General features: G+C 36.8%; 25 protein-coding genes. 4 read left to right on the plus strand and 21 right to left on the minus strand.

All coding sequences use genetic code 11. The features are described 5' to 3' along the window. Positions 1-7 precede the first annotated feature (7 nt). From dnaJ to gpr, 8 genes are all read right to left on the minus strand, one after another. Positions 8-1,129, minus strand: a complete 1,122-nt coding sequence (dnaJ, locus tag LG276_RS16280) for a molecular chaperone DnaJ (RefSeq protein WP_224935935.1) — start codon at positions 1,127-1,129, stop codon at positions 8-10. A gap of 440 nt (positions 1,130-1,569) precedes the next feature. Further along, positions 1,570-3,405 (minus strand): molecular chaperone DnaK, encoded by a 1,836-nt coding sequence (gene dnaK, locus LG276_RS16285; protein ID WP_095372509.1) that lies wholly within the window; start codon positions 3,403-3,405, stop codon positions 1,570-1,572. Positions 3,406-3,434: 29 nt separating this feature from the next. Next, positions 3,435-4,028 carry a nucleotide exchange factor GrpE gene (gene grpE / locus LG276_RS16290; RefSeq protein WP_224935934.1) on the minus strand — a complete coding sequence of 198 codons (594 nt, stop codon included), beginning with the start codon at positions 4,026-4,028 and terminating at the stop codon, positions 3,435-3,437. 82 nt (positions 4,029-4,110) lie between these two features. Further along, a complete protein-coding gene (hrcA, locus tag LG276_RS16295) occupies positions 4,111-5,142 on the minus strand; it encodes a heat-inducible transcriptional repressor HrcA (protein ID WP_095372507.1) in 1,032 nt (343 codons plus the stop codon). Positions 5,143-5,404: 262 nt separating this feature from the next. Continuing rightward, positions 5,405-6,538 carry a radical SAM family heme chaperone HemW gene (gene hemW, locus LG276_RS16300; protein ID WP_404292334.1) on the minus strand — a complete coding sequence of 378 codons (1,134 nt, stop codon included), beginning with the start codon at positions 6,536-6,538 and terminating at the stop codon, positions 5,405-5,407. A 186-nt stretch (positions 6,539-6,724) separates the two neighbouring features. Next, entirely contained in the window at positions 6,725-8,560 is a 1,836-nt protein-coding gene (gene lepA / locus LG276_RS16305; RefSeq protein ID WP_224935932.1) for a translation elongation factor 4, read from the minus strand. Positions 8,561-8,980: 420 nt separating this feature from the next. Beyond that, a complete protein-coding gene (locus LG276_RS16310; protein ID WP_224935931.1) occupies positions 8,981-9,274 on the minus strand; it encodes a DUF3679 domain-containing protein in 294 nt (97 codons plus the stop codon). 65 nt (positions 9,275-9,339) lie between these two features. Further along, positions 9,340-10,458, minus strand: a complete 1,119-nt coding sequence (gene gpr / locus LG276_RS16315; protein WP_224935930.1) for a GPR endopeptidase — start codon at positions 10,456-10,458, stop codon at positions 9,340-9,342. Positions 10,459-10,703: 245 nt separating this feature from the next. On the opposite strand from gpr, the gene rpsT reads away from it, so the two are divergent. Further along, on the plus strand, positions 10,704-10,967 hold the full coding sequence (gene rpsT, locus LG276_RS16320) for a 30S ribosomal protein S20 (protein ID WP_224935929.1): 264 nt from the start codon (positions 10,704-10,706) through the stop codon (positions 10,965-10,967). Positions 10,968-11,034: 67 nt separating this feature from the next. Here the strand turns inward: rpsT and holA are convergent, their stop codons facing one another. Further along, positions 11,035-12,069, minus strand: a complete 1,035-nt coding sequence (gene holA, locus LG276_RS16325; protein ID WP_095372501.1) for a DNA polymerase III subunit delta — start codon at positions 12,067-12,069, stop codon at positions 11,035-11,037. Positions 12,070-12,408: 339 nt separating this feature from the next. On the opposite strand from holA, the gene LG276_RS16330 reads away from it, so the two are divergent. Beyond that, positions 12,409-12,543 carry a YqzM family protein gene (locus tag LG276_RS16330; RefSeq protein WP_095372500.1) on the plus strand — a complete coding sequence of 45 codons (135 nt, stop codon included), beginning with the start codon at positions 12,409-12,411 and terminating at the stop codon, positions 12,541-12,543. A gap of 144 nt (positions 12,544-12,687) precedes the next feature. On the opposite strand, the gene LG276_RS16335 is transcribed toward LG276_RS16330, so the two are convergent. From LG276_RS16335 to LG276_RS16345, 3 genes are all read right to left on the minus strand, one after another. After that, a complete protein-coding gene (locus tag LG276_RS16335) occupies positions 12,688-15,006 on the minus strand; it encodes a DNA internalization-related competence protein ComEC/Rec2 (protein WP_404292337.1) in 2,319 nt (772 codons plus the stop codon). Between the two features lie 85 nt (positions 15,007-15,091). Further along, the gene (locus LG276_RS16340) at positions 15,092-15,652 is read right to left on the minus strand and encodes a ComE operon protein 2 (protein WP_404292339.1); all 561 of its coding nucleotides are present in this window, start codon (positions 15,650-15,652) and stop codon (positions 15,092-15,094) included. An 84-nt stretch (positions 15,653-15,736) separates the two neighbouring features. Further along, positions 15,737-16,357: a helix-hairpin-helix domain-containing protein gene (locus LG276_RS16345; RefSeq protein ID WP_404292341.1), complete on the minus strand. Its 621-nt coding sequence runs from the start codon at positions 16,355-16,357 to the stop codon at positions 15,737-15,739. Between the two features lie 91 nt (positions 16,358-16,448). Here LG276_RS16345 and comER point away from each other — a divergent pair, with 91 nt between their 5' ends. Then, positions 16,449-17,273: a late competence protein ComER gene (gene comER, locus LG276_RS16350; protein WP_095372496.1), complete on the plus strand. Its 825-nt coding sequence runs from the start codon at positions 16,449-16,451 to the stop codon at positions 17,271-17,273. 74 nt (positions 17,274-17,347) lie between these two features. Here the strand turns inward: comER and LG276_RS16355 are convergent, their stop codons facing one another. The 8 genes from LG276_RS16355 to LG276_RS16390 are packed head-to-tail and all read right to left on the minus strand — an operon-like array spanning position 17,348 to position 22,389. Continuing rightward, positions 17,348-18,109: a class I SAM-dependent DNA methyltransferase gene (locus tag LG276_RS16355; RefSeq protein WP_404292343.1), complete on the minus strand. Its 762-nt coding sequence runs from the start codon at positions 18,107-18,109 to the stop codon at positions 17,348-17,350. Continuing rightward, entirely contained in the window at positions 18,109-18,465 is a 357-nt protein-coding gene (rsfS, locus tag LG276_RS16360) for a ribosome silencing factor (RefSeq protein WP_224935925.1), read from the minus strand. Before rsfS ends, LG276_RS16355 begins: the two co-directional genes overlap by 1 nt. A 4-nt stretch (positions 18,466-18,469) precedes the next feature. Then, on the minus strand, positions 18,470-19,036 hold the full coding sequence (gene yqeK / locus LG276_RS16365; protein WP_404292345.1) for a bis(5'-nucleosyl)-tetraphosphatase (symmetrical) YqeK: 567 nt from the start codon (positions 19,034-19,036) through the stop codon (positions 18,470-18,472). Next, positions 19,026-19,595: a nicotinate-nucleotide adenylyltransferase gene (locus LG276_RS16370; RefSeq protein ID WP_404292347.1), complete on the minus strand. Its 570-nt coding sequence runs from the start codon at positions 19,593-19,595 to the stop codon at positions 19,026-19,028. Before LG276_RS16370 ends, yqeK begins: the two co-directional genes overlap by 11 nt. 22 nt (positions 19,596-19,617) lie before the next feature. Next, a complete protein-coding gene (gene yhbY / locus LG276_RS16375; RefSeq protein WP_095372491.1) occupies positions 19,618-19,908 on the minus strand; it encodes a ribosome assembly RNA-binding protein YhbY in 291 nt (96 codons plus the stop codon). Continuing rightward, positions 19,895-20,740: a shikimate dehydrogenase gene (aroE, locus tag LG276_RS16380; RefSeq protein WP_404292349.1), complete on the minus strand. Its 846-nt coding sequence runs from the start codon at positions 20,738-20,740 to the stop codon at positions 19,895-19,897. The genes yhbY and aroE overlap by 14 nt, the downstream gene beginning before the upstream one ends. A gap of 27 nt (positions 20,741-20,767) precedes the next feature. Next, a complete protein-coding gene (gene yqeH / locus LG276_RS16385) occupies positions 20,768-21,871 on the minus strand; it encodes a ribosome biogenesis GTPase YqeH (RefSeq protein ID WP_404292351.1) in 1,104 nt (367 codons plus the stop codon). A gap of 2 nt (positions 21,872-21,873) precedes the next feature. Next, complete coding sequence (locus LG276_RS16390; protein ID WP_224935920.1) at positions 21,874-22,389, minus strand: YqeG family HAD IIIA-type phosphatase; 516 nt, start codon at positions 22,387-22,389, stop codon at positions 21,874-21,876. A gap of 388 nt (positions 22,390-22,777) precedes the next feature. Here LG276_RS16390 and LG276_RS16395 point away from each other — a divergent pair, with 388 nt between their 5' ends. Further along, positions 22,778-22,918, plus strand: coding sequence for a sporulation histidine kinase inhibitor Sda (locus tag LG276_RS16395; RefSeq protein WP_095372487.1), 141 nt, complete (start codon positions 22,778-22,780; stop codon positions 22,916-22,918). A gap of 42 nt (positions 22,919-22,960) precedes the next feature. Here LG276_RS16395 and LG276_RS16400 read toward each other — a convergent pair whose 3' ends face one another. After that, complete coding sequence (locus LG276_RS16400; RefSeq protein WP_224935919.1) at positions 22,961-23,740, minus strand: phosphatidylserine decarboxylase; 780 nt, start codon at positions 23,738-23,740, stop codon at positions 22,961-22,963. Positions 23,741-24,020: the final 280 nt, after the last annotated feature.

Consider the following 24,020-nt stretch of genomic DNA (forward strand, 5'->3'; position numbering starts at 1 on the left):
ATTTCACTTATTCACCCTTAAAGGCACGCTTTACTTTTGAGAAAAACCCATCTTCTTGTTCACCTTGAGGTACTTTGCCACTCACTTCTGCAAATTCATTTAATAGCTGTCTTTGTTTATCTGATAACTTCGTTGGTGTTACCACTCTAACAATAATATGTTGATCACCAGTGCCATAACCTCTCACATTAGCTACACCTTTTCCTTTAAGACGGAATTTTGTACCTGTCTGTGTTCCTGCTGGTACTTTGAGCTTAACCTTGCCGTGAAGTGTTGGAACTTCCACTTCATCCCCAAGTGCAGCCTGCACAAATGTAACTGGCATTTCACAATAAATATCGTCGCCATCCCTCTCGAAGAACTCATGTGCACGGACGTGGAAAACAACATATAAATCACCTGCTGGTCCACCGTTTACACCAGGTTCCCCTTGAGAAGATACACGAAGTTGCTGACCATCATCAATACCTGCTGGAATTTTCACACTGATTTTGCGACGTTTTTTCACTTTACCGTCGCCACCACATGTCGAACATTTATGTTTAATCTCTTTGCCTGTACCATTACAATAATTACATACACGACGGTTGACAATCTTACCAAACGGTGTATTTTGCTCTACATTTAATTGACCGGAACCATGACAATGTTTACACGTTTCAGGTTTCGTCCCAGGTTTCGCGCCTGAACCATCACATGTTTCACATGTTTCTTCACGTGGAATTTCAATTTCAGTATCTTTACCAAAAGCAGCATCTTCGAAAGATACCGTCATATTATATTGCAAATCAGCACCTTGGCGCGGTGCATTCGGATCTCTTCTTCTTGATCCTCCACCAAAGAAAGAACTGAAGATATCTTCAAAGCCACCAAAGCCTTCGAAGCCACCTCCACCACCAAAACCTTGGTTTGGATCTGTATGTCCAAATTGATCGTAATGAGCTTTTTTCTGATCATCACTCAATACTTCATAAGCTTCTTTCACTTCTTTAAACTTTTCATCCGCACCCGGTTCTTTATTAATATCCGGATGATACTTCTTCGATAATTTTCTGTATGCTTTCTTTATTTCATCCTTAGACGCACCTTTACTTACGCCAAGGACTTCATAGTAATCTCTTTTATCCATGATTACCACTCCCCGATCCATTTCACATAAAAATAATTGTATCATCCCACCAACCCAAAAGGCAATAAGAAAAGCGAAAGCGGCATGCTCTGGAGCGACATGCATAAGACGAGCCGACAGAAAGGTTGTTCTTTAACCTTTTTGGCGGATTGGCTTATGACCTCGAGCCGATGGTACCTGCAGCTAGACAATAAAAAAGCGAAAGCAGTTCGTCCACTTTATTTCACCTCTACGGGTGAGGATACATGATTTTTATGACTATTTTATGTTCTTTTCATTAACAAAGTGTGGTTTATAGTTTAGAAATAAGAAGTAAGCTGACGATTGCTTCCTTACTTCTTATTTCTAAAACGAATGTCACCTAAATAATGAATTTTTAATGCAAAAATAAAGCCAAAGCCAAGTAATACCTGACTTTGACTTTTGTTAGGACTTTAAAATTATTTTTTATCGTCTTCTACTTCTTCGTACTCTGCATCTACCACATTATCGTCTGCTTTTTTAGATGCATCGCCTTCTGCACCTTGAGCTGCTTGTGCTTGTTGTTGTGCTTCTTCATATAACTTCATAGTCAAAGCTTGAACGATTTCTTGAAGTGCATCTTTTTTCGTGCGAATGTCTTCTAAGTCACCTTTTTCAATGGCAGCTTTCAATTCATCCTTCGCTTCATTTGCTTTTGTCACTTCTGCTTCTTCTACTTTACCTTCAAGATCTTTTAATGTTTTTTCAGTAGTGAAAACTAATTGATCTGCTTCATTGCGAAGTTCAACTTCTTCTTTACGTTGTTTATCCGCTTCTGCATTATCTTCAGCTTCTTTCACCATACGATCGATTTCTTCATCTGAAAGACCTGTTGAAGATTTGATTGTAATAGCTTGTTCTTTATTTGTGCCAAGATCCTTCGCACGAACATTAACAATACCGTTTTTATCGATATCAAATGATACTTCAATTTGTGGTACACCACGTGGTGCTGGTGGAATATCTCCTAATTGGAAACGACCTAATGTTTTATTATCTTGTGCCATTGGACGTTCACCTTGAAGTACATGGATATCAACAGCAGATTGGTTATCAGCAGCTGTAGAGAATACTTGTGATTTAGACGTTGGGATTGTTGTATTACGTTCAATTAGCTTCGTGAAAACCGCACCCATTGTTTCAATACCTAGTGAAAGTGGAGTTACGTCAAGTAAAACAACGTCTTTCACATCACCAGTGATGACACCACCTTGAATGGCAGCTCCCATCGCTACGACTTCATCAGGGTTTACGCCTCTATGTGGGTCTTTACCTGTTTCTTTTTTAATCGCTTCTTGTACAGCTGGAATACGTGTAGAACCACCAACAAGAATGACTTTATCAATTTCTGATGGAGAAAGGTCAGCATCTTTTAACGCTTGGCGAGTTGGCCCCATTGTACGTTCAACTAAATCTGCAGAAAGCTCATCAAATTTCGCTCTTGATAAAGTAACTTCTAAGTGAAGTGGTCCAGCTTCACCTGCTGTGATAAATGGTAAAGAAACTTGCGTAGAAGTAACACCTGAAAGATCTTTTTTCGCTTTTTCAGCTGCATCTTTCAAACGTTGAAGAGCCATTTTATCTTTAGCTAAATCAATACCATTTTCTTTTTTGAATTGTTCCACTAAGTAGTCAATGATCACTTGGTCAAAGTCATCTCCACCTAGTCGATTATCCCCTGCAGTTGCTTTTACTTCAAATACGCCATCTCCTAATTCAAGGATAGAGACGTCGAAAGTACCACCACCAAGGTCATATACTAAAATCGTTTGATCTTCGTCCGTTTTATCCATACCGTAAGCAAGTGCGGCAGCAGTTGGTTCGTTAATGATACGTTCAACTTCTAACCCCGCAATTTTACCTGCATCTTTTGTTGCTTGACGCTCAGCATCATTAAAATAAGCAGGAACAGTGATAACAGCTTTATCAACTGTTTCTCCAAGATAATCCTCAGCATAGCCTTTTAAGTATTGAAGGATAGCTGCAGAAACTTCTTGTGGAGAAAGCTCTTTACCTTCTGCTTCTACTTTATAATCTGTTCCCATATGGCGTTTAATTGAAATAATTGTATTCGGGTTCGTAATTGCTTGTCGTTTAGCTACTTCCCCTACTTGACGTTCACCATTTTTGAAAGAAACAACTGATGGAGTTGTTCTATTTCCTTCAGGATTTGGAACTACCTTTGCTTCACCGCCCTCAAGCACGGCAACACATGAATTTGTTGTTCCTAAGTCAATACCAATAATTTTGCCCATGATCTATACCTCCATTACATAATATGTAGTTATTGATTTACTTTAACCATTGCCGGTCGAATGACACGGTCTTTCAGTAAATAACCTTTTTGAAATTCTTCAACGACTACATTAGAATCGTAGCCTTCTTCTTCCACCTGCATTACAGCTTGATGGAATTGAGGGTCAAATACTTGGCCTACAGCTTCAATCTGTTCAACGCCTTCTTTTTTCAACGCCTCGATTAAACTGCGATAAACCATTTCCATTCCTTGTAGCAATGATTGCACGCTACTATCGTCTGAATTAGATTGTAGTGCTCTTTCAAAGTTATCAAGGGCTGGTAATAAATCTGATACTAAGCTTTGCGCTCTATATTTTTCAGACGCTTCACGATCTAATTTCGCACGACGTCTGCTATTATCAAAATCAGCTTGTAATCTTAAATAACGATTATCGGCCTCTTCCACCTTTTTCTCAAGCTCTGCCACCTTAGCTTCCAGCGCAGAAACCTCACTATTTACCTCAGATGATTCACCTTCAGATTGAGTGTCAGCAGCTTCACCAAAAACTTCTTCTGGTTGAATGTTTTCTTGCTCGGATTTGTTTACCTCTTCTTGTAGAGTCTCTTTTTCTTCTGCCAACTTTTTCACCTCCCTTAAATGCTATTGGGTTCATAGTTAAAGGGGTGGAAGCGAATTCCACCCTTATTCAATATTTCCAGGGTTATTCGTTTTGATACAGCCTTGTCAACTCATAAGATAAGCCTTTACTTAAAAATTGTAGCAAACTAATGACTCTGGAATATTCCATTCTGGTTGGTCCTAATATAGCAATCGTTCCCAATTGTTCTGCACCAATAGAATAGCTTGCGGTAATTAAACTACAATTATCCATCGCAGAATTTTTATTTTCGGTACCGATTTTCACTCGTATACCTGAGGAATGATTACGTATTAAATCATATATTCCTTCTTCCTGCTCAATCATATAAAGTAAGTCTTTTACCTTGTCTATATCATGAAACTCGGGTTGACTTAATATATTCGTTTTCCCACCAAAGAACAATTTCTCATTTGCAGGCATTTGAATCGTATCAATAATTGAGTGGTAAAGAAAGTCATAATGTTGGATATGCTGGCGTAAAACGATGGCAACTTCTTTATAAATCGTTTGATTCAGATGTTCAATTGGTACACCCACTAAACGATCATTTAAAATATTTACCATCATTTCAATATCTGCTGGGTTCATAGATTCAGGAAAATGAAACATTCTATTTTCCACATGCCCAGTATCTGTCACAATAATTGCAATGGCTGTGTGATCATTCAATGGAACGATTTGAATTCTTTTTAACCTATTCTCCTTCACTGCCGGACCTAAAACGATCGAAGTGTAATTCGTCATTTCTGAAAGGATTTTAGCTGATTTTTGCACAATTTTTTCTAATTCGTACATTTTATCACTGAAAATACTTTTCATTTGTACTACTTCACGTTTATTTAGTCGCTGTGGGGATAAAAGATGGTCGACATAGTATCTATACCCCTTCTCAGAAGGTATTCGTCCTGATGAGGTATGTGTTTTTTCTAAAAAACCAAGCTCCTCTAAATCAGCCATTTCATTCCTAATTGTCGCCGAGCTAAAAGAAATTTCATCTTTCTTAGATAATGTTCTTGAGCCAACCGGCTGTGCCGTCTGAATAAAATCATCAACAATCACTTGGAATATCAACAATTGACGATCTGTTAACACAGTAATCACCTCTGTTAGCACTCTCATTTAATGAGTGCTAAATCTAATAATAAATTATCAAATCTAGGAGCGAGTGTCAATCATTTGCGCCTTATCTCCATCATAATTATTAAAAGAAAGACAACAAACCATCATTCAAGAAAGAAAGTTGAATGTACCACTCGTTTAATCATTGTTTAGAATACAATGATTTCAACATATTTTGCTTCTTTCTACGTATCACCTGATGAACGAAATAGAGCGGTAGCTTTTACCGTTTTAATCATTTAATAAATGATTGAAAAACTTCATTGCCTAACAGTCGGCCTTGCTTTGTTAATTGAATCGAATCACCTTGTATTTCTAGTAATGACTTCTGTTCATGTGCCAGTAATTCTTCACGAAATATTTCCATGATTTCTATATTGTATTTATCCTTAAAAGCTTTCATCGAAACACCTTGTGTTTTACGAAGTCCAAGAAACATTTCTTCTTCCATTTTTTCCTTCTTCGTCACTTCATGTTTATCCATAATAGGCAACTCATTTTGGTCTAATGGCTCCATATACTTTTTTAAAGGACCGTAATTCGAGCGACGATAACCTTCCACATAGCTATGGGCACCAGCACCAAACCCAAAATAAGCTTCATTATTCCAATAGGTCAAATTATGTTTACTTTCAAAGCCAGGTTTAGAAAAATTACTAATTTCATACTGCTCAAAGCCATTCTCTTTCATTTTTTCCATCAATAACTCATACATGGCTGCCTCAACATCCTCCCCAGGAGTATGAAGTTTACCTTTGCGCATAAGGTTATAAAATACTGTTTTTGGCTCTATGATGAGAGAATAAGCAGAATAATGCTGAACATCTAATTGAAAGGAAGTGGTTAAAGTTTCTTGGAAGTCTGCCATCGTTTGAGTAGGCAAGCTATAAATAAGATCTATACTCATATTTTTAAAGCCAGCTTTTTTTGCTGATTCCACTGACTGGTATACATCTTTCGCCCGATGTACTCTACCAATTTTCTCTAACAATTGATCATTAAATGTTTGTACACCTAAGCTTAATCGATTGACCCCATAATCATACAAAAGCTTAAGTTTTTCGTATGACAAGTCACCTGGATTAGCTTCAAACGTAAACTCATACTGTCCAGCAAGAGGTAATCTTTTGCGAATTGACTCTAGAAAAGTTGCCAGTTGCTTTTCATTCAAAGCAGTCGGTGTACCTCCTCCGACAAATATAGTCTTAAAAGGAGCGTAGTCGCTGCTGTTCATCGTAATTTCCATTTCTTTATCTAAATATTGTAGATACTCATCTACTGGTTGTCCCTTTAAGAACACTTTATTAAAATCACAATAGTGACAGATATGCTCACAAAACGGTATATGAAGGTATGCCGCTTGAATCATTACTTTCACAACCTTACTTTTTTAGGTTTCTCATCTAGTGATGAGTCTAGCAAAAACAATCCTTGAGACTTTCCAATTATAGTCTCTTTGTTTTTGCCTCTATTTTAAAATATAAAACGGAAAAAAATAGGCTAGGATACGCCTATGGGAAAGCATACCTAACCTATCCTAATAAAGCAATTTATTTTATTTCTTTGTATTATTATCATCCATTTTTAATACAGCCATAAATGCTTCTTGCGGTACTTCAACCGACCCCACTTGCTTCATGCGTTTTTTCCCTTCTTTTTGCTTTTCAAGCAATTTTCTTTTACGGGAAATATCTCCACCATAACATTTTGCAAGGACATTTTTGCGCATCGCTTTTATTGTTGAACGAGCAATTATCTTTTGGCCAACTGCTGCTTGAATAGGGACTTCAAACTGTTGACGTGGAATAAGTTCTTTTAATTTTTCAACTATCACTTTTCCTCGTTCATAAGCAAAGTCACTATGAACAATAAAGCTCAATGCATCAACCTTCTCTGCATTTAATAAAATATCCATTTTCACTAGCTTGGATGGGCGATAACCGATTAATTCATAATCAAAAGACGCATACCCTTTTGTATTTGATTTTAATTGATCAAAAAAGTCATAAACAATTTCTGATAAAGGGATCTCATATATAATATTCACGCGAGATTCATCCATATATTGCATATCAATGAAATTGCCTCGTTTCAATTGACACAGTTCCATAATCGCCCCAACATATTCATTTGGTGCCATCATCGTTGCTTTTACATACGGTTCTTCTACTCTGTCAATTTTTTGTGCATCCGGCATATCTGAGGGGTTATCAACTTTCAGCTCTGTCCCATCTGTTAGCATAACATCATAGATTACACTTGGTGCAGTTGTAATCAAATCAATCTTAAATTCGCGCTCAATTCTTTCTTGAATAATCTCCATATGCAATAAACCTAAAAATCCACAACGGAACCCAAATCCAAGCGCCTGGGAAGTCTCAGGCTCGTACTGAAGAGCAGAATCATTCAGTTCAAGTTTTTCAAGTGCTTCACGTAAATCATTGAACTTCGCACTATCAATCGGATAAAGTCCACAATAGACCATCGGATTCAGTTTACGATAACCAGGTAACGGATCTGTTGCACCATTCTTTGCACTTGTAATCGTGTCACCAACACGTGTATCGCCTACATTTTTAATTGCTGCTGTTAAGAAACCAACATCTCCAACGGAAAGCTCGTCCATTGGTGTCGATTTAGGTGTAAATACGCCTACCTCGGTCACTTCGAACTCTTTGCCAGTAGCCATCATTTTAACTTTGTCGCCTACTTTAACCGTTCCATCCACGACGCGGATATAAGCAACAACCCCACGATAAGCATCATATAACGAATCGAATATTAACGCTTTAAGAGGCGCATCGGGATCTCCAGTAGGTGCCGGAACCTTTTCTACCACTTGCTCTAGAATATCTTCAATCCCAATTCCGGCTTTGGCAGATGCTAAAACAGCTTCAGAAGCATCGAGTCCAATGACTTCTTCCACTTCATTTCTCACACGCTCTGGATCGGCACTAGGTAAATCTATTTTATTAATAACAGGTAATATTTCTAAATCATTATCTAATGCCAAGTATACATTAGCTAACGTTTGCGCCTCTATTCCTTGAGCAGCATCAACGACTAATACTGCACCCTCACATGCAGCTAAACTTCTGGACACTTCATATGTAAAATCGACGTGCCCTGGCGTATCAATTAGATGGAAGGTATATATTTCTCCATCCTTAGCTTTATATTTGAGTTGTACAGAATTTAATTTAATCGTAATGCCACGTTCTCTCTCTAAATCCATAGAATCTAGGAGCTGGTCTTTCATTTCCCGCGCAGTAAGTGCATTTGTTTTTTCCAAAATACGGTCAGCCAACGTAGATTTCCCATGGTCAATATGAGCAATAATGGAAAAATTACGGATCCTAGATTGCCTATTCAGTCTCTCTTCTCTGTTCATGTAACTTTCTTCACTCCTATATAAAAGCGCAAATCACACATATGTGTATGGTTCACAACAGTTTTCACTAGTAAGTACACTAATTGTCTGGCTGCACAAAGTCGCTATACGATACGACCCTTCTCTCACGATTACGATCATGATTGTTAGCCAAGTTTCTTAGCACTTAAAAAGTGGATGATATGTACTTCATTTATTTACTCGCTTCTCTTTCTAATCGAAAAGACATACATATTGTTGATTATAGCAGTACAAAATGGAAGATTCAACGAAATTCATGAATGGGTTTACATATTCAATCGGAGTTTCATTTCTTGTGTAAGAATGGAAAAGCTAGTTGGGGGAATTGTTTCATCTGAGATTATTGAACTTTTTTATTAGACCTAGGCGGATCCTTGAATCCACCTAGGGAATGCTCAATTACTCCTCATCTTTTTCTTGTACCTTATCAACTACCATATCAATACCTGTTCTAGTAATGGCTTGCGTTCCTTCTGATATGGACTTACCTATAGATGAAAAGAGATTAAAGGACTTCATTTCCTCTAATTGTTTTTGCTTACCTTGTAAGTCGTGTGTGGATGCGCCCCTATCATCCCCGACTGTTAGCGTACTCATCTCTACCATTGCGTGATTCGCTTGCTTCATACCAAACAAAACAGAAATGAACATAAGAGATATAATTAATATAGTTGCGACCATGAATCTTTTCATTCGAATCACCTTTCCCTCATTCTAGTAATAGATTGTATGAAAAGAATAGAAAAGATAGAACCTTTTTATCGCGTATAAAAGCCTGTATTCTCTTGATTTACTTTAGAATGGAGAGCTGCATTTAATCCATTAGCTAGTAAATTAGCCATATCTTCTATAAACACGTCTACTTCTTTTGGGGTCACCATCAAGTTATGGCCCAAGGGAGATAATACTTCTCCGATTAATTTGCGTTTTTCTTCCTCAGGTAATGTACCCACAATACCCATAAATGTTTGTCGCTCTTTCTCCTCGGGTAAATCTTCTTCAGATAGCTTGCGCTTTTCTCCAAATGTCATTCCAGCCGGGATTAGTGAACGAGAAGGCTTGTCCCCTTCTTTCAGTTCCTTTCCAAAATGCTTGAGGATGAAATCTATTGTGTCACTTGTGATCGAAACGGCATCAACAACAGTTGGTACGCCAATTGCAATAACTGGTACACCTAAAGTTTCTTTACTAATTTCCTTTCGTTTATTGCCTACACCTGAACCGGGATGGATCCCTGTATCTGAAATTTGGATAGTAGAATTGACCCTTTCAATTGACCTTGCTGCTAGAGCGTCCAAGGCAATGACAAAATCAGGCTTCGTTTTCTCAACAATGCCAAACAAAATGTCACTCGTTTCAATACCCGTTAAACCCATTACACCAGGCGAAAGCGCACTGACAGGACGGTAGCCATCTTCTACACTCTCTGGCTGTAACTCAAATAAGTGCCGAGTAATTAGTAAGTTTTCACATACTTCGGGTCCAATTGCATCGGGTGTAACATTCCAGTTCCCTAAACCAACAATTAAACACGAATCATTAGGGCCAATACCAAGGTCTTTCATAAAGTAGGCCATCTCTTTAGCAAATAGCTTTTCTACTTGCAGTTGCGTTTCCGTATCTTGTTGTCTAATCCCCTGTACCTCTATTGTTAAATATTTACCTGGTTTTTTCCCTAGCATTTCACTTCCTTGTTCTGTCACTTCAACATAAGAGATTTTCATGCCCTCTTTTTCTTGTTCTTTAATAATAACGCCTTCGATTTGGGACTGATTATCTTCACCTTGTATTCCCTGGTTTTCTAATACGACCTCGCGAGCTTCTATTGCTAAGTCCGTTCTTATCCCATATTTGCTTAAATCCAACTTCTCATTCAAAGCCAAACGACCACCTTTTTTGCGTATTATAGTAGTTTTAGGATGACCACCACTTGTTCAAATCATGCATGTTTTATATGTGAACAATATGTTTCTACAGTGAAGGAGAAGATGGATTTCCTCGTTTTGTATTGATTTATTGTCTCAGTTTTGATAGAATATCACTTGTTCTGAATTTATATTAATGATGAATACAAATATCGAGTTCATAAAAATTCGATGCCTTTTTGTAGGAGGTGAATGGAATGCCAAATATTAAATCTGCTATCAAACGTGTTAAAACAAACGAAGCACGCTATGCACGTAACATTCAAGCTAAGTCTAACATGCGTTCTGCAGTGAAAAAATCTGAAGCTGCGATTGCTAACAACGATGCTAATGCTGCTGAAAGCTTTGCACAAGCTGCAAGCAAACTAGATAAAGCTGCTGCAAAAGGACTTATCCATAAAAATGCTGCTGCTCGTAAGAAATCTCGTTTAATGAAAAGAATGAATACTGCAAATGCTTAATTTGTAGAAATCATAAAAAGCTATCCGCATGATGGATAGCTTTTTTTCATTACATATAAAAGATTATTTATAGAACTTCCATATCCCGTTTATTTAATTTAAATAAGAATAACTCAATTAATAATTGCTTGTTCATTCCTCCGGTTTTCATTTGATAATCCGCATCTGCGAGAATATCCATGATTTGCGATAACTCTTCTTCACTAAAAAGTCTCGCTTGACCGGCGGCAAGTTTCACTCTAAAAGGGTGCGTTTTAATATATCCAGCTATCTGATTTTGTCCGTAACCTCTTCTAGACAATTCTTTCACTTGGTAAATGAGACGAAACTGATTTGTAATGACTGCCAAAATTTTGATAGGTTCCTCATTTAGCTTCAATAAATCATAAAAAATTCTTAATGCTGCTTCTATATCTCTATGGACGACTTTTTCTACAAGTGTAAAGATATTTTGTTCTAAAGACCGCGACACTAATTGATCCACCATTTCAACCGTAATGCGTCTTTCATCACTTCCATATAAAGCAAGCTTATCCATTTCGCTCGTTAACATAAATAAATTCATACCTGAAAGTGTAAGTAGAAGATTGATTGCTTCTTCATCAATTTGTACGCCATTTTTGGATGCACGATCACGCATCCAAACATGTAGCTCTTTCTCATTCAATTGTTTCGCTTCTAACACTGCAGCGCTTTTTTTGATTTGCTTCGTTAACTTTTTGCGCTCGTCTAGCTTTTCATATGCGCCTGAAAATACGAGAATCGTGTAAGGAGCAGGATCTTTCAAATAATTCTCAAGTGCATTTAATTGATGCTCTACCTTCGCTTTCCCTTTATCCGCTGTTAGAAAATAGGGATTATGTAAAATAATAAGACGGCGCTCCCCCATAAAAGGAAACGTTTCAGCGTCTTCAAGCGCAACTTCAATAGGCGTTTCTTCTAAATCATAGGTAGACAAATTGAAGTCAAGTTCTTCTGGCAGTAACGCATGATTGATTAATAATTGTTTCGTTTCATTTATAAGGTAAGGCTCGGTTCCGTATAATAAATATACAGATGAGAAGCTTTTTGCTTTAATTTGCTTCCATATATCAAAAACCACTTTTTCTCGCTCCGATCATTTTTTATAAGTACTATCTATCCTATAGAAGCAAATCGATTTTGACAAGTGGAATGAAAAGAATGTACGCTGCTTATAATACCAATAAATATAAAGAAAAGCGCTTTTTAAGCGCTTTTCAAACAATCTATATAGAAACGCTTGCAAGCAAGAGGCCTAGGATTCTCTTGCTGAAGCGGTGCACCCTTATACTTATAATATGTCATGACAGTCGCTGAATTATCGCTGTCAACTCATGTAAGTAAAGGAAAAGCATTTCTAGAAGTGTAGATTTTTTCATGGAAATCACTTATACTAATTAAGGAAATAGGAGGGTTGACTGTGAACGAATTTGAAAAAAATGTCCAATCGAAACGTCACGATATTGGTGACTCCGCAATGGGATTCGTTGCTTCTTTCGGATTCTTTACCATTCTATTTGTCATTGCGGTCGCAATTAAAGCAATCGGCGCATAACCCTTGAAGGCTCATTGGCAGATACATACTTCTGCAAATTGCATTGACATCGAGCTTTCGGAAGAGACTGCATTTCGCTTGCAGTCTTTTTTATTTTTTGAAAAGAAAGTTAAATTATTTTCTATTGTCTAGGCATAACATATCCTATGGTAGGACAGTTGAAAAGGTTCCGTTACCTCTGAAAAAAACATAAGAAATTCCTCCATGACGATCAGTTCTTACTATTGAAATTTGATGATTTTTTAACCTCTGTAACACTTCTTCCGTTGGATGACCGAAACGATTGTTTCTACCAACTGAAATAACTGCCAGTTTAGGTTTTACACCATCAAGAAACTTCTCAGTCGTCGAAGTTTTACTTCCGTGATGTCCCACTTTTAATACATCAACAGATAACCTTTCATATTTATTGACTAGCTTCGCTTCCCCAGCTTCTTCTAAATCACCAGTAAACAACCATGTTAATCCTCCTATGACAGCATAAAGCACGATAGACCCATCATTTTTATTATTTGCTGTTTTATCATACGGCATAAGAATTTGAAATTCCTCAGCCTTCATACGCCAACGAACTCCAGCGCTTACCTGCCGTACATTAACCTGTTTTGTGTGAGCTATCTTTATTACCTCTGTTTCTAACGCACTTCTTTCATTCGTTATCGGGAGTAATATCTCACTTACTTCAATCATAGACAAAACAGCTGGTGCACCACCCATATGATCACTATCACCATGTGTAAGAATAAGTTTATCAATTTTCCTAATGCCTTTACTTTTCAAAAAAGGCACAACGATATCCTCCCCAGGATCAAATGCGCCGGTTCTTTCCTGCCATTCCTCTTTATCAAACGGAAGTACTCCCCCAGTATCAATTAGATAATTCCCCCTGTTATGAGGTAAACGAATGAAAATACTGTCACCTTGCCCTACATCAATAAAAGATACTTCACCTGTAAAATAAAAATAAGGAGTGAGATAGTGAATGAAAAAGACGAAAAAAGGTGCAATGCTTGCTAATAGAAAATTCTTTCTTCCCTCCCTTTTCTCCCATTGTAAGAAGAAAAGATTGATTGCAATTAAATAGAGAAGAATAAGCCATAAAGAGGGCCTTCCCAATGTTAATACAGCCTGAGGAAAACCCGCTATTGTTAAACTCAAATCATTCATTCGCTCTAGTAATGTATTTATCCATTGAATCGGAAACCATGCCCAAGTTCCAACAATCATATGATAAGCCAATAAGAACAGAAATAACGGCAGAATAACAAAAGAAAATATGGGTACAAAGAGTATATTGGTGACGAGAGAGAAGATTGAAATTTCATAGAAGGAATATAGTAATATTGGCGTTGCTGCCAACTGACAAATAAAGGATATTACAAAGAGAGATCTTATAGGAGAGGTGCGTCTTTTGAGGAGAGAATAAGAAGACAAAAGTAAAACATAAGTAACTGTGAAAGAAAGCTGAAAACCAACGTCATAAAGAATAAATGGGTTCATTAATAAATAACAAACAAATACAATACATAACACATCTTGCGTTCTCATAGCTGACAAAAATATCTTAAAAAGCGCTGCGAACATAAGCATTGCTACAGCTCGAATAACTGAAGGTGTGCCTCCGGCAAGGATGCCATAGATCGGTAACAAACCCACTAAAATCATCAACATATGCTGCCTTGTCACACCTAGCCGTAAGCCAACAAATAAGAGCATTCCAGCTAATAAACTTACATGCATACCTGAAATAGCTAATAAATGAATAATGCCTAATCTTTGATAAGCTGTTTCAACGGTTTCATCTAATTGCGATCGGTCTCCATAAACTAGTGCATTCACGAGTGGTGCGGTCTCACTTGGAAAATACTTACTCACGTATTGGATCCCTTTTTCCCGCAATTGCCAAATTTGTGTAACGATATTCGTATTGCCCATTTGGCAGCTTCGTAAATCAAATTGCTCAGTTTGAATTTGCCAATGAATACCTTTGCGTTGTAAATATTCTTGGTAATCAAAGCTATGAAAATTTGTTGCTTTTTGCGGCGTTTCTAGTTTGCCCATCACATTACATATCAGACCTGTACTCGTTATCTTCTCCAGTGAGTCTTTCTCTTCCTTAGATGGAATATAGTATGTAAAAACGAGCTTTTCATTTGAAAGTTGATCGATCGCTTGTGCAGAGAGACGATCTCCATCAATGACCCATCCATGAGTAAAGGTCAGCGTGAAATCAGTCCTTTCACTTCTTAAATCAGTCCCATTATCATAAGAAGCAACATAACCTCTAATGAAAAATAACACACTACATAAAATAAATATTAATGTCAGTCTTCGAGAAAGATATCTTGTAAAAAAACTAAAGAGAAAAAATAGGAAAAGGGGAATGAAATAAAAATAAGAGGAGAAAGAAGATAAGAGTGAAAAAATCGCGACAAGGGAGCAAAAAAACCATTTCCCTGGCAAAGAAATCTCACCACCCATTTAGAATAGTATTGTACACCAAGAGGATGAAACGGCTCGCTACCTAACAAACCGTTTCATCCATCAATTATTTTAAAATTGTTTCTACTTCTTCTTTTAATTGAGCATCTAGAGCGTTCTCACCTTTTAAGTCTCTAATTTCAACCAATAACTTCTTAATTAAGTCGTTCTTTTCTGTTGCTTTTGCATCTAACTGTTGTTGATCGAAAGGTACCTTCTTTAACGAGACTCCAGCTTGTTGAAATAGCTCGATCCCATATGGATGATTTTTATAGTCCTCTGCATAGTATACCTTTTTAATGCCTGCTTGAATAATCGCTTTACAGCATTGTAAGCATGGAAAATGAGTTACATAAATTTCTGCATTCTCTGTTGGTACACCAAATTTCGCGCACTGTAAAATCGCATTCATCTCCGCATGTATTGTTCTAACACAATGATTGTCAATGACGTAGCACCCTTCATCAATACAATGATCGCCACCTGTGATTGACCCATTATATCCGGCTGCGATCATTCGTTTATCGCGAACAATTGTTGCCCCTACAGTTAATCGTGTACATGTACTTCTTAATGCTAATAAATGGCTTTGTGCCATAAAATATTGATCCCAAGAAATTCTGTCCATTGTACGTCTCTCCCTTTTTTCAAACATCCTTATATTTTAGTTTAATCACACCATACATGTATGGTCAAATCCATTTTCATCTAATCAATCAACACTTATCAGATCTTTTAGTTTTTCAAATGTTTTTTCTCCAATTCCTGATACTTCTTTTAAATCTTCAATAGCTTTAAAAGAGCCGACTTCCTCTCTATACGAAAGAATATCTTCTGCTTTTGAAGGGCCAATTCCTGGCAGTGTTTCAAGCTGTTCAACCGTTGCTTGATTCAAATTGATTTTCCCATCATTACCATCGTTTAACGGCGGTAATGACGACACGCCCTCTTCCCCCACTTTTGGAATATAGATAACCATTTCGTCTGTCAGTTTCTGAGCAAGATTGACTTGTTTTTGATCCGCTTCACTTAGAAACCCTCCTGCAACTTGAATAGCATCTACAATACGCTGGGTGCTTTTTAATGCATAGACGCCAGGATCTTTGACTTCTCCTTTAATGTCAACCATAACATCATCATCTGAATAATTCTCTTCTTCTTGAGATGTTTCTCCCCCTTCTTCAAAACCTTTATCATCAAGCAACCATTCATTTTCCACTTCAACCGTATTGTTTTGATTTAGAAGTGGGGAGAGCAACCACATACACACAGCACCAACAATGAATCCAGCCACTATTAAAATATACAGGGCGTATTGCTTCACCCATTCCATTCTCATCAATTCCTTTCAATAGACATAATTTCAACTGGTGCTTCATATTTTTAATAGGAGTCATTTTTTGTTGGCGAAGGAGGGATGTATTTTGAATATCGGTATAATTGGCACAGGCAATATGGGGAGAATTTTGACAGAAGCCTTGCTTGATAGCAAAGCTGTTTCCCCTTCTTCCATTACCATTACAAACCGTACCATTGCAAAATCATTAGAGATAAAAAAAGCGTATCCAGATATCAACGTGGCACGAGATGCACTGACAACTGCAAAGATGTCTTCACTTATTTTCGTGTGTGTCAAACCGCATGATGTTTACGAAGTCATTCAAACCATTCAACCGAGTCTAAATAGAGACAAATGCGTCATCTCTATAACAAGTCCTATTGCGGTAAATCAATTAGAGTCAGTTTTGTACTGTTCAAGTGCAAGAGTCATTCCGAGTATTACGAACCGAGCATTAGCTGGTGTCTCTCTAGTCACATATGGAGATCATTGCTCAAAAGAATGGCGAGAAAGTATTCAATGGTTGTTTGAACAAATTTCTGTCCCTACCATTATTGAGGAAAATATCACAAGAGTGGCTTCAGATATCGTTAGCTGTGGTCCTGCATTTTTTAGTTACTTAACCCAACGATTTATCGATGCCGCTGTTAAGGAAACAAAGATAGATAATGATACAGCCACAAAATTAGCTAGTGAAATGCTGATAGGTTTAGGGGAATTGTTGCGCCAAGGACATTATACATTACCTACTTTACAAGAAAAGGTGTGTGTAAAGGGCGGAGTTACTGGCGAAGGCATAAAGATACTTGAAAAAGAGTTAGGAGATATGTTTGAACACTTGTTCCAAGCGACTCACTCAAAGTTTACTGAGGATATAAACCTGGTTAAAACGCAATATACAACTATTTAATAGTTCTATAAAAAATGCCATAACCCTTCTAACAAAAAAAGAGTCTCGGAATTTTTTCCGGGACTTTTCTTTGTTTATATTATGTTTTTCAGCTTTTTACAAATAAAAAATAATCTTTCAGCATGGTTCATTTCTGTATTTTTTTCATTAAAATCAACGAAAAAAGTAGTTATTTCAAAACCTGCCTCTTTCAACCACTGTCTATATACGTCGAATTCATACGTTCTCTGAAAATGGCATTCATCATATCGTTTGTATGTTCCTATTTTTTCATCAAGGACGAAGAATGACAAATCATGTTCTACACTATGAGGAAATTCCCCTTCAAAACTTTGCCAAATATAACTTACGTCTTCTTCATTCAGGGCAAACGTTTGATTAACAAACAAATCATCAATTTTATGAACGCTATGCACGTCAAACATAAACAAACCGTCATCAGCTAAATGTTCATATACACCTGAGAAGGTAGATTTTACTTCATCTTCTGATCGGAGATAGTTCAATGAATCACAAAAAATAGTAATGATATCATAGCAACCAATTTCATCTAATTCGGACATATCCTGCTCTAAAAATTGAATTGATAGGGCTTCGTTCGCTGCTTTCCTTTGTGCAACCGCAAGCATATTGTCTGATAAATCAGCCCCAGTCACTTCATATCCTTTTTTAGCCAATCGCAAAGACAGCTCACCTGTTCCACAAGCAAGATCTAGGAGGCGCTTACCTTTTAATTGATGAAGATTACACTGTGATGCAACAATGGATACCCACTTTTCATAAGGTGCCTCTACCATTAATCCATCATAGAGATAAGCAAATTGCTGATAACTCATTACGGTTGCAGCTCACTTTTAATATCTTCCGTTTTCGCATCGCCCCAAAGACGTTCTAAGTTATAATAACTTCTTTCATCACGATGGAACACATGTGCAACGATATCGCCTAAGTCAACTAAAACCCAGCGTGCTTCATCAAATCCTTCCATTCTTTTGACTTCATAGCCGCTTTCTTCAGCTTGGTCTTTTACCTCTTTAGCAATAGCTTGCACTTGCTTATCTGAATTCCCGTGACAAATAACGAAATAATCCGCTATTAACGAGATTCCTTTCATATTTAGTGCCACAATATCTTCTGCTCTCTTACTGTCTACTGCTTTAACAACTGTTGTAAGTAATTGTTTTTCTGACATATCATCAACCCTTTCTATTCATCACTAAATCATTGTACATAGTTAATGTGAGCGGATAGACTGATTGATTTTTTTTCATTAGAAAAAGAATAGAGTTTTTCACAGCTTGAATTAATGCTTCATCCAAATCACGCTGTGCAAGTTCTCTCACTTCTTCAACACCAGGAAAATGCCTACCTGGCTCAATATAGTCCGCTAAATACACAACTTTCTCTAATAATGACATATTAGCTCGCCCTGAAGTATGATAGCGTATTGCCTCTAATATTTCACGATCAGTAATACCAACTTTCGTTTCAACTAAATATGCGCCCACTGGTGCATGCCATAACTCACTATTATATTCTAGTAAGTCTGAAGGCATGTCTTCTGCTATGATACATGCTTTCATTTCTTCCTTAGGATGAAATTTAGCATAATCATGAAAAATGGCGGATATCTCAGCTTTCTTCACATCTGCTCCGAATCTTTCTGCCAATTCAATGGCACTGTTCATCACACCAATAGTATGTTGATATCGATGGTCTGTTAATTGTTCTTTGACAATCTCTAATGCCTGTTCACGATTCATATAGGTGATTCTCCTCCATGTATGTGCGGACATTTTCTGGCACTAAATACTTAATTGTCTTTCCATTTTGCATGCGTTCTCTAATCAAAGTAGATGAAATGCCAATCTCAGGAATCTCAACATAATCAACGGGATATTTGGTCGTTAATTGATAATCTGGTCTCTTTACACCTACAAAAGTAACTAGATCGAGTAAATAATCTATATCACGCCATTTATGCAGATACTCTACCATGTCCGCGCCAATAATAAAGAAAAATTTTGTATCTTTCTCTCTTTCATGTAAGATCTTGATCGTATCAACAGTGTAAGAAGGACCTTTTCTTTCTAATTCTACTAATTCTATTTGAAATTGTGGATGATCACTAACCGCTCTTCTTAATAATGCTACTCTATCTTCATTACTTAAATAGTAACTCTTCTTTTTATGAGGTGGCTCTTGGTTTGGCATAAACCAAATCTCGTCTAAGTCTTTTGCATGCAATACTTCATTAGCGATAATTAAGTGACCTAAGTGAGGAGGATCAAATGTACCTCCTAGGATTCCTATTCTTTTCATCCTTTTCCCCCCACAGGATCGTTTAAGGTAATTTAATTTGTTTATTCTCTTTTGATTGTTTATAAAGCACAATCATATTGCCAATCACCTGTACAAGTTCCGCTTTAGTTCCTTTAACTAACAATTCGGCTACAGTATCCTTATCTTCATCACAGTTTTGTAAAATGCTTACTTTTAATAGTTCTCTTGCTTCTAATGCTTCTGCAATTTGCTTCACCATATTATCATTTACGCCGCCTTTTCCCACTTGGAAAATCGGGTTTAAATGATGTGCTTCTGATCTTAAATATCTCTTTTGCTTACCTGTTAACATAATTTCCTCCTAATTGTTGCTCCACATTTCTTCTCATTCGTTCCGTGTCTGGCATTTGAGAAGTCCATAACTCAAACGCTAACGCTCCTTGATAAACAAACATCTCTAGCCCATTTTGTACACGTGCTCCCTTTGCTTTTGCTTCTGCTAAAAAGGCTGTTTCAAATGGATTATATATAATATCGCTAACAAAGACGTCTTCACGCATAAGATTAAGATTAAGTGGTTTTTCATTCATTCTCGGTGACATTCCGATCGAAGTCGTTTGAATGATACAATCATATTCGTCCAGTTTATGTGCTGCATCATCCAATGTCAATGCTCGCATATCTACATCATACGGACAATCAGCAATCAATTGCGCCGCACGATTAACGGTGCGATTGGCAATTGTGATATGGGAAACACTCGCTTGTGCTAAAGCATAGACAATAGCTTTAGCAGCCCCTCCTGCACCTACTACCAATATTTTACTTTCGCTAAACTGTGGTTGATGGTTTTTCAGACCCCGGAGAAAACCCGTTCCATCCGTATTATAGCCAATTAACTTTCCATCCCTGTGAATGACAGTATTTACCGCCCCTATTGCTTCTGCTAAAGGATCTAGTTCATCTAAATACGCCATAATTGTCTCTTTATGTGGCACAGTCACATTAAATCCTGCTATACCACATGCCCTTAAGCCCTTTATTGCATCCGATAAATTTTCCGATTGAATATGCAATGGTAAATAATGCGCATCCATTTCGTAGTACTGAAATAAATCATTATGCATCACAGGTGACATCGAATGTGCAATAGGATCCCCAATTACTGCATAAAACTTCTCCACTCTTCTTCTCCCCTTTGACGATAAGGATTATATCAGTGATTTTCTTAGTGAAACATTAACACCCTTAGGTACATATGCTGCGATTTTGCACCCTGCTGTAGGTACTGTTATCCAACCTAAACCTGAATAAACAACATCTGTCTTATCTTCTTTTATGGTAAATTCATGACGGATGAGTTCAGGAAACTCGTCTAATTCATCCTTACGAGGTGGTGTCAGCATTTCTCCAGCATGCTTTTCGTATAATTCATCTGCTTTTTCTAATTTTGTCCGATGAATTTGGATTTCATTAGAAAAATGACAAATAAATGATGTCCGGTCACCATGAATAAAATCAAATCGACTTAATCCACCAAAATAAAGGGTTTGACCATCATTTAATTGGTATACTTTCGGCTTTATTTCTTTTTTCGGTGTAATGATTTTCAAATCACGCTTATCAATATAATGTGCCATTTGATGATGATTAATAATCCCTGGTGTATCGATGAGGGCTTTTCCATCCTCTAAAGGAATTTCAATCATATCTAATGTTGTTCCTGGAAAATGAGAAGTAGTAATGATATCTCCTTCTCCAGTTACCTCTTTTATTATCCTGTTAACAAATGTTGACTTTCCAACATTCGTGCAACCGACAATATATACGTCTTTACCTTTTCTATACCGATCAATCTCTGCTGCTATTTCTTTCATTTGTTGCCCTTTTGCAGCACTAACTAAAAAGACATCTTCAGGTTTCAAACCAAGTTCCTTCGCCTGCTGCTTCATCCAGTGAATTAATTTATTATGATTCACTGATTTTGGTAGTAAATCTACTTTATTACCAACTAATAATACTTTATTATTACCTACAAACCTGTGCAATCCAGGCAACCAACTACCATTAAAATCAAAGATATCAACAATCTTTACAATTAAAGCATCTTTATTTCCTAAGCCATTTAGAATTTTTAAAAAGTCGTCATCTGTTAAACTGACATCCTGTACTTCGTTATAGTGTTTCAAGCGAAAGCAACGCTGACAAATAATTTCTTCTTTTTTTAATGCAGAATTTGGCGCATAACCTATTTCATTCGGATGCTCAGTTTGAATATGCACACCGCATCCTATACAAACGTATTCTTCTTTCAAAGTTAATCCTCCCAATTAATCATACCTTTTTTCTTAAACCAGTTGAGTATTCTTCTTTCTATCGTACGATTGATTTTCGTAAAAAACCCATCTGTTTTTGCGACGGGTACTACTAAAATCGTGTTAAACCCACTTCTATTTCCACCTAATACATCTGTTAATAACTGATCACCAACGACAACAACTTCATGCTTTTCTAGTTGCATTTCTAGTAATGCGCGTTTAAAAGCTCTTCCCATCGGTTTTCTTGCTTGATAAATAAAAGGTGTTTTTAAAGGATCAGAGAAATTCTTTACTCTGCTCTCATTATTATTAGATACAATCGTTACTTTAATATCACTTAAGCGCATTTGTTCGAACCAATTAATCAATTTTGGAGTAGCATTAGGTCTATCCCATTCAACTAACGTATTATCTAAATCAGTAATAATCCCTTTAATCCCTTGTTCTTTCAAGATATCTGGAGTAATTTCAAAAATATTCTTAACATGTTGATCCGGTAGAAAATTCTTTAGCACGACCGTTTAAACACCTCATTCTTCATTATTTCAAGCTATCATCTTATTCTGACCTAATATGACATATCACAATCAAATGGTCAATTAGCATTATTCTATATTCGAAAATGAATAATCGAATAAATAGAACTAAAACTTTTCGACAAATTCCAACATTACCATTTTTGTGGATAACTTTATACACATTATACACTGTGAGATTATTTACTCGCACAGAGATATGAACAGTTTAATCACACTTTATCCACTTTCCACTGTGGATAAACGAACGATTGTTCTATTCTATTCATTCTGCTATGGTAGAAGTAACAACAAGAACTTCTTTTAAAATAGCCCTGTTCTTTAGATAAACGAGAACGAATGAGCCGTAATGGAGGTGTGATCCTACATGCGAAAGTTATCTGATGAGCTATTAATAGAATCTTATCACAAAGCTATTCAACTTCAATTATCATTGGATTTCATCCGCCTTATCGAAACTGAAATTCACAGAAGATCCTTATCAAATAGAATAAAAGCTTCTTCCTAGCAGAATCATCGCCCTCCACAATTGTAGGGCTATTCTTTTTGTCTACACAATATGACCGATTACTTCTCCAACTTTTATCGGGGCTGGAAACTGTATTGTCGGTACCAATTGAAAGGCATCTTTTTGAAATAACAAAATCACTGTCGAACCAAATGAAAAATAAGCAACCTCTTCACCTTTTTTCAATGAGTCATTTTGATACGTCCGCTCAATTGAATTGACAAACATGGCCCCTACTTTGACCATTGCTAATTCGCCACCGTCATATTGAATTTCTGATATTTTGCGATAATTTTTAGATAAAGTATCTTTACCAAGAGTTAGACCCCATTTATTCACTGGGTAAGATTTCTTTCCTAAAGTCCATTGCCTCTTTACTTGACCATCTACGGGACTATGAATGCGGTGATAATGACTAGGACTTAAGTAGAAAATCATATACGTCCCACCTTTATATTTCTCCGCTTCTTCCACCCCACCAAGCATTTCTGCAATAGAGTAATCTTTCTCCTTCACAGTAATCACATGTTTACTATCCACCATACCTATATCCTCAATCATTGCATCTACAGGGCTGACAATTGTATCCTCCCCTTGATGAATAGGCCGAGCATCTTCCTTCAATAGACGTATAAAGAATTCATGTAATGTATGGAATTGATCCAAACCGCCTTTAATTTCATCTTCGTTGATACGATACGTCTTAGAAAACGGTTTAATTAAAAATCTACTCATTTTAGATCTTGCAAATTTATATAATATCGATGAGGTCATTCGACCATTCGTTAATTCAATCAATGTTCGATATATCGCTTGCTTCATCTTTAACACCTTTCTATACTTTTTTTCCAAGGAACAAGCACCTATTTCGTAAAGGTGTCTCTCTTCAATTTAGGTTTTTTAATTCCTACTACTCGTTCTTCATTTCTTAAAGTTCATCTATCATCACTGAATAATTATCATAAATAAAGTCAATTATGTTTATGTTTTTTCTTCATGCATTAAAGCGAGAGGTGTCTTTCATATTTAATAACCCACCCTCACCGTCTGCTATTATATCACTAGTTAACAGTCCAGCCTATTAAAATTATCGTAAGGAATG

It is taken from the genome of Cytobacillus kochii, from assembly GCF_044790165.1.
Lineage (GTDB): Bacteria > Bacillota > Bacilli > Bacillales > Cytobacillaceae > Cytobacillus > Cytobacillus kochii.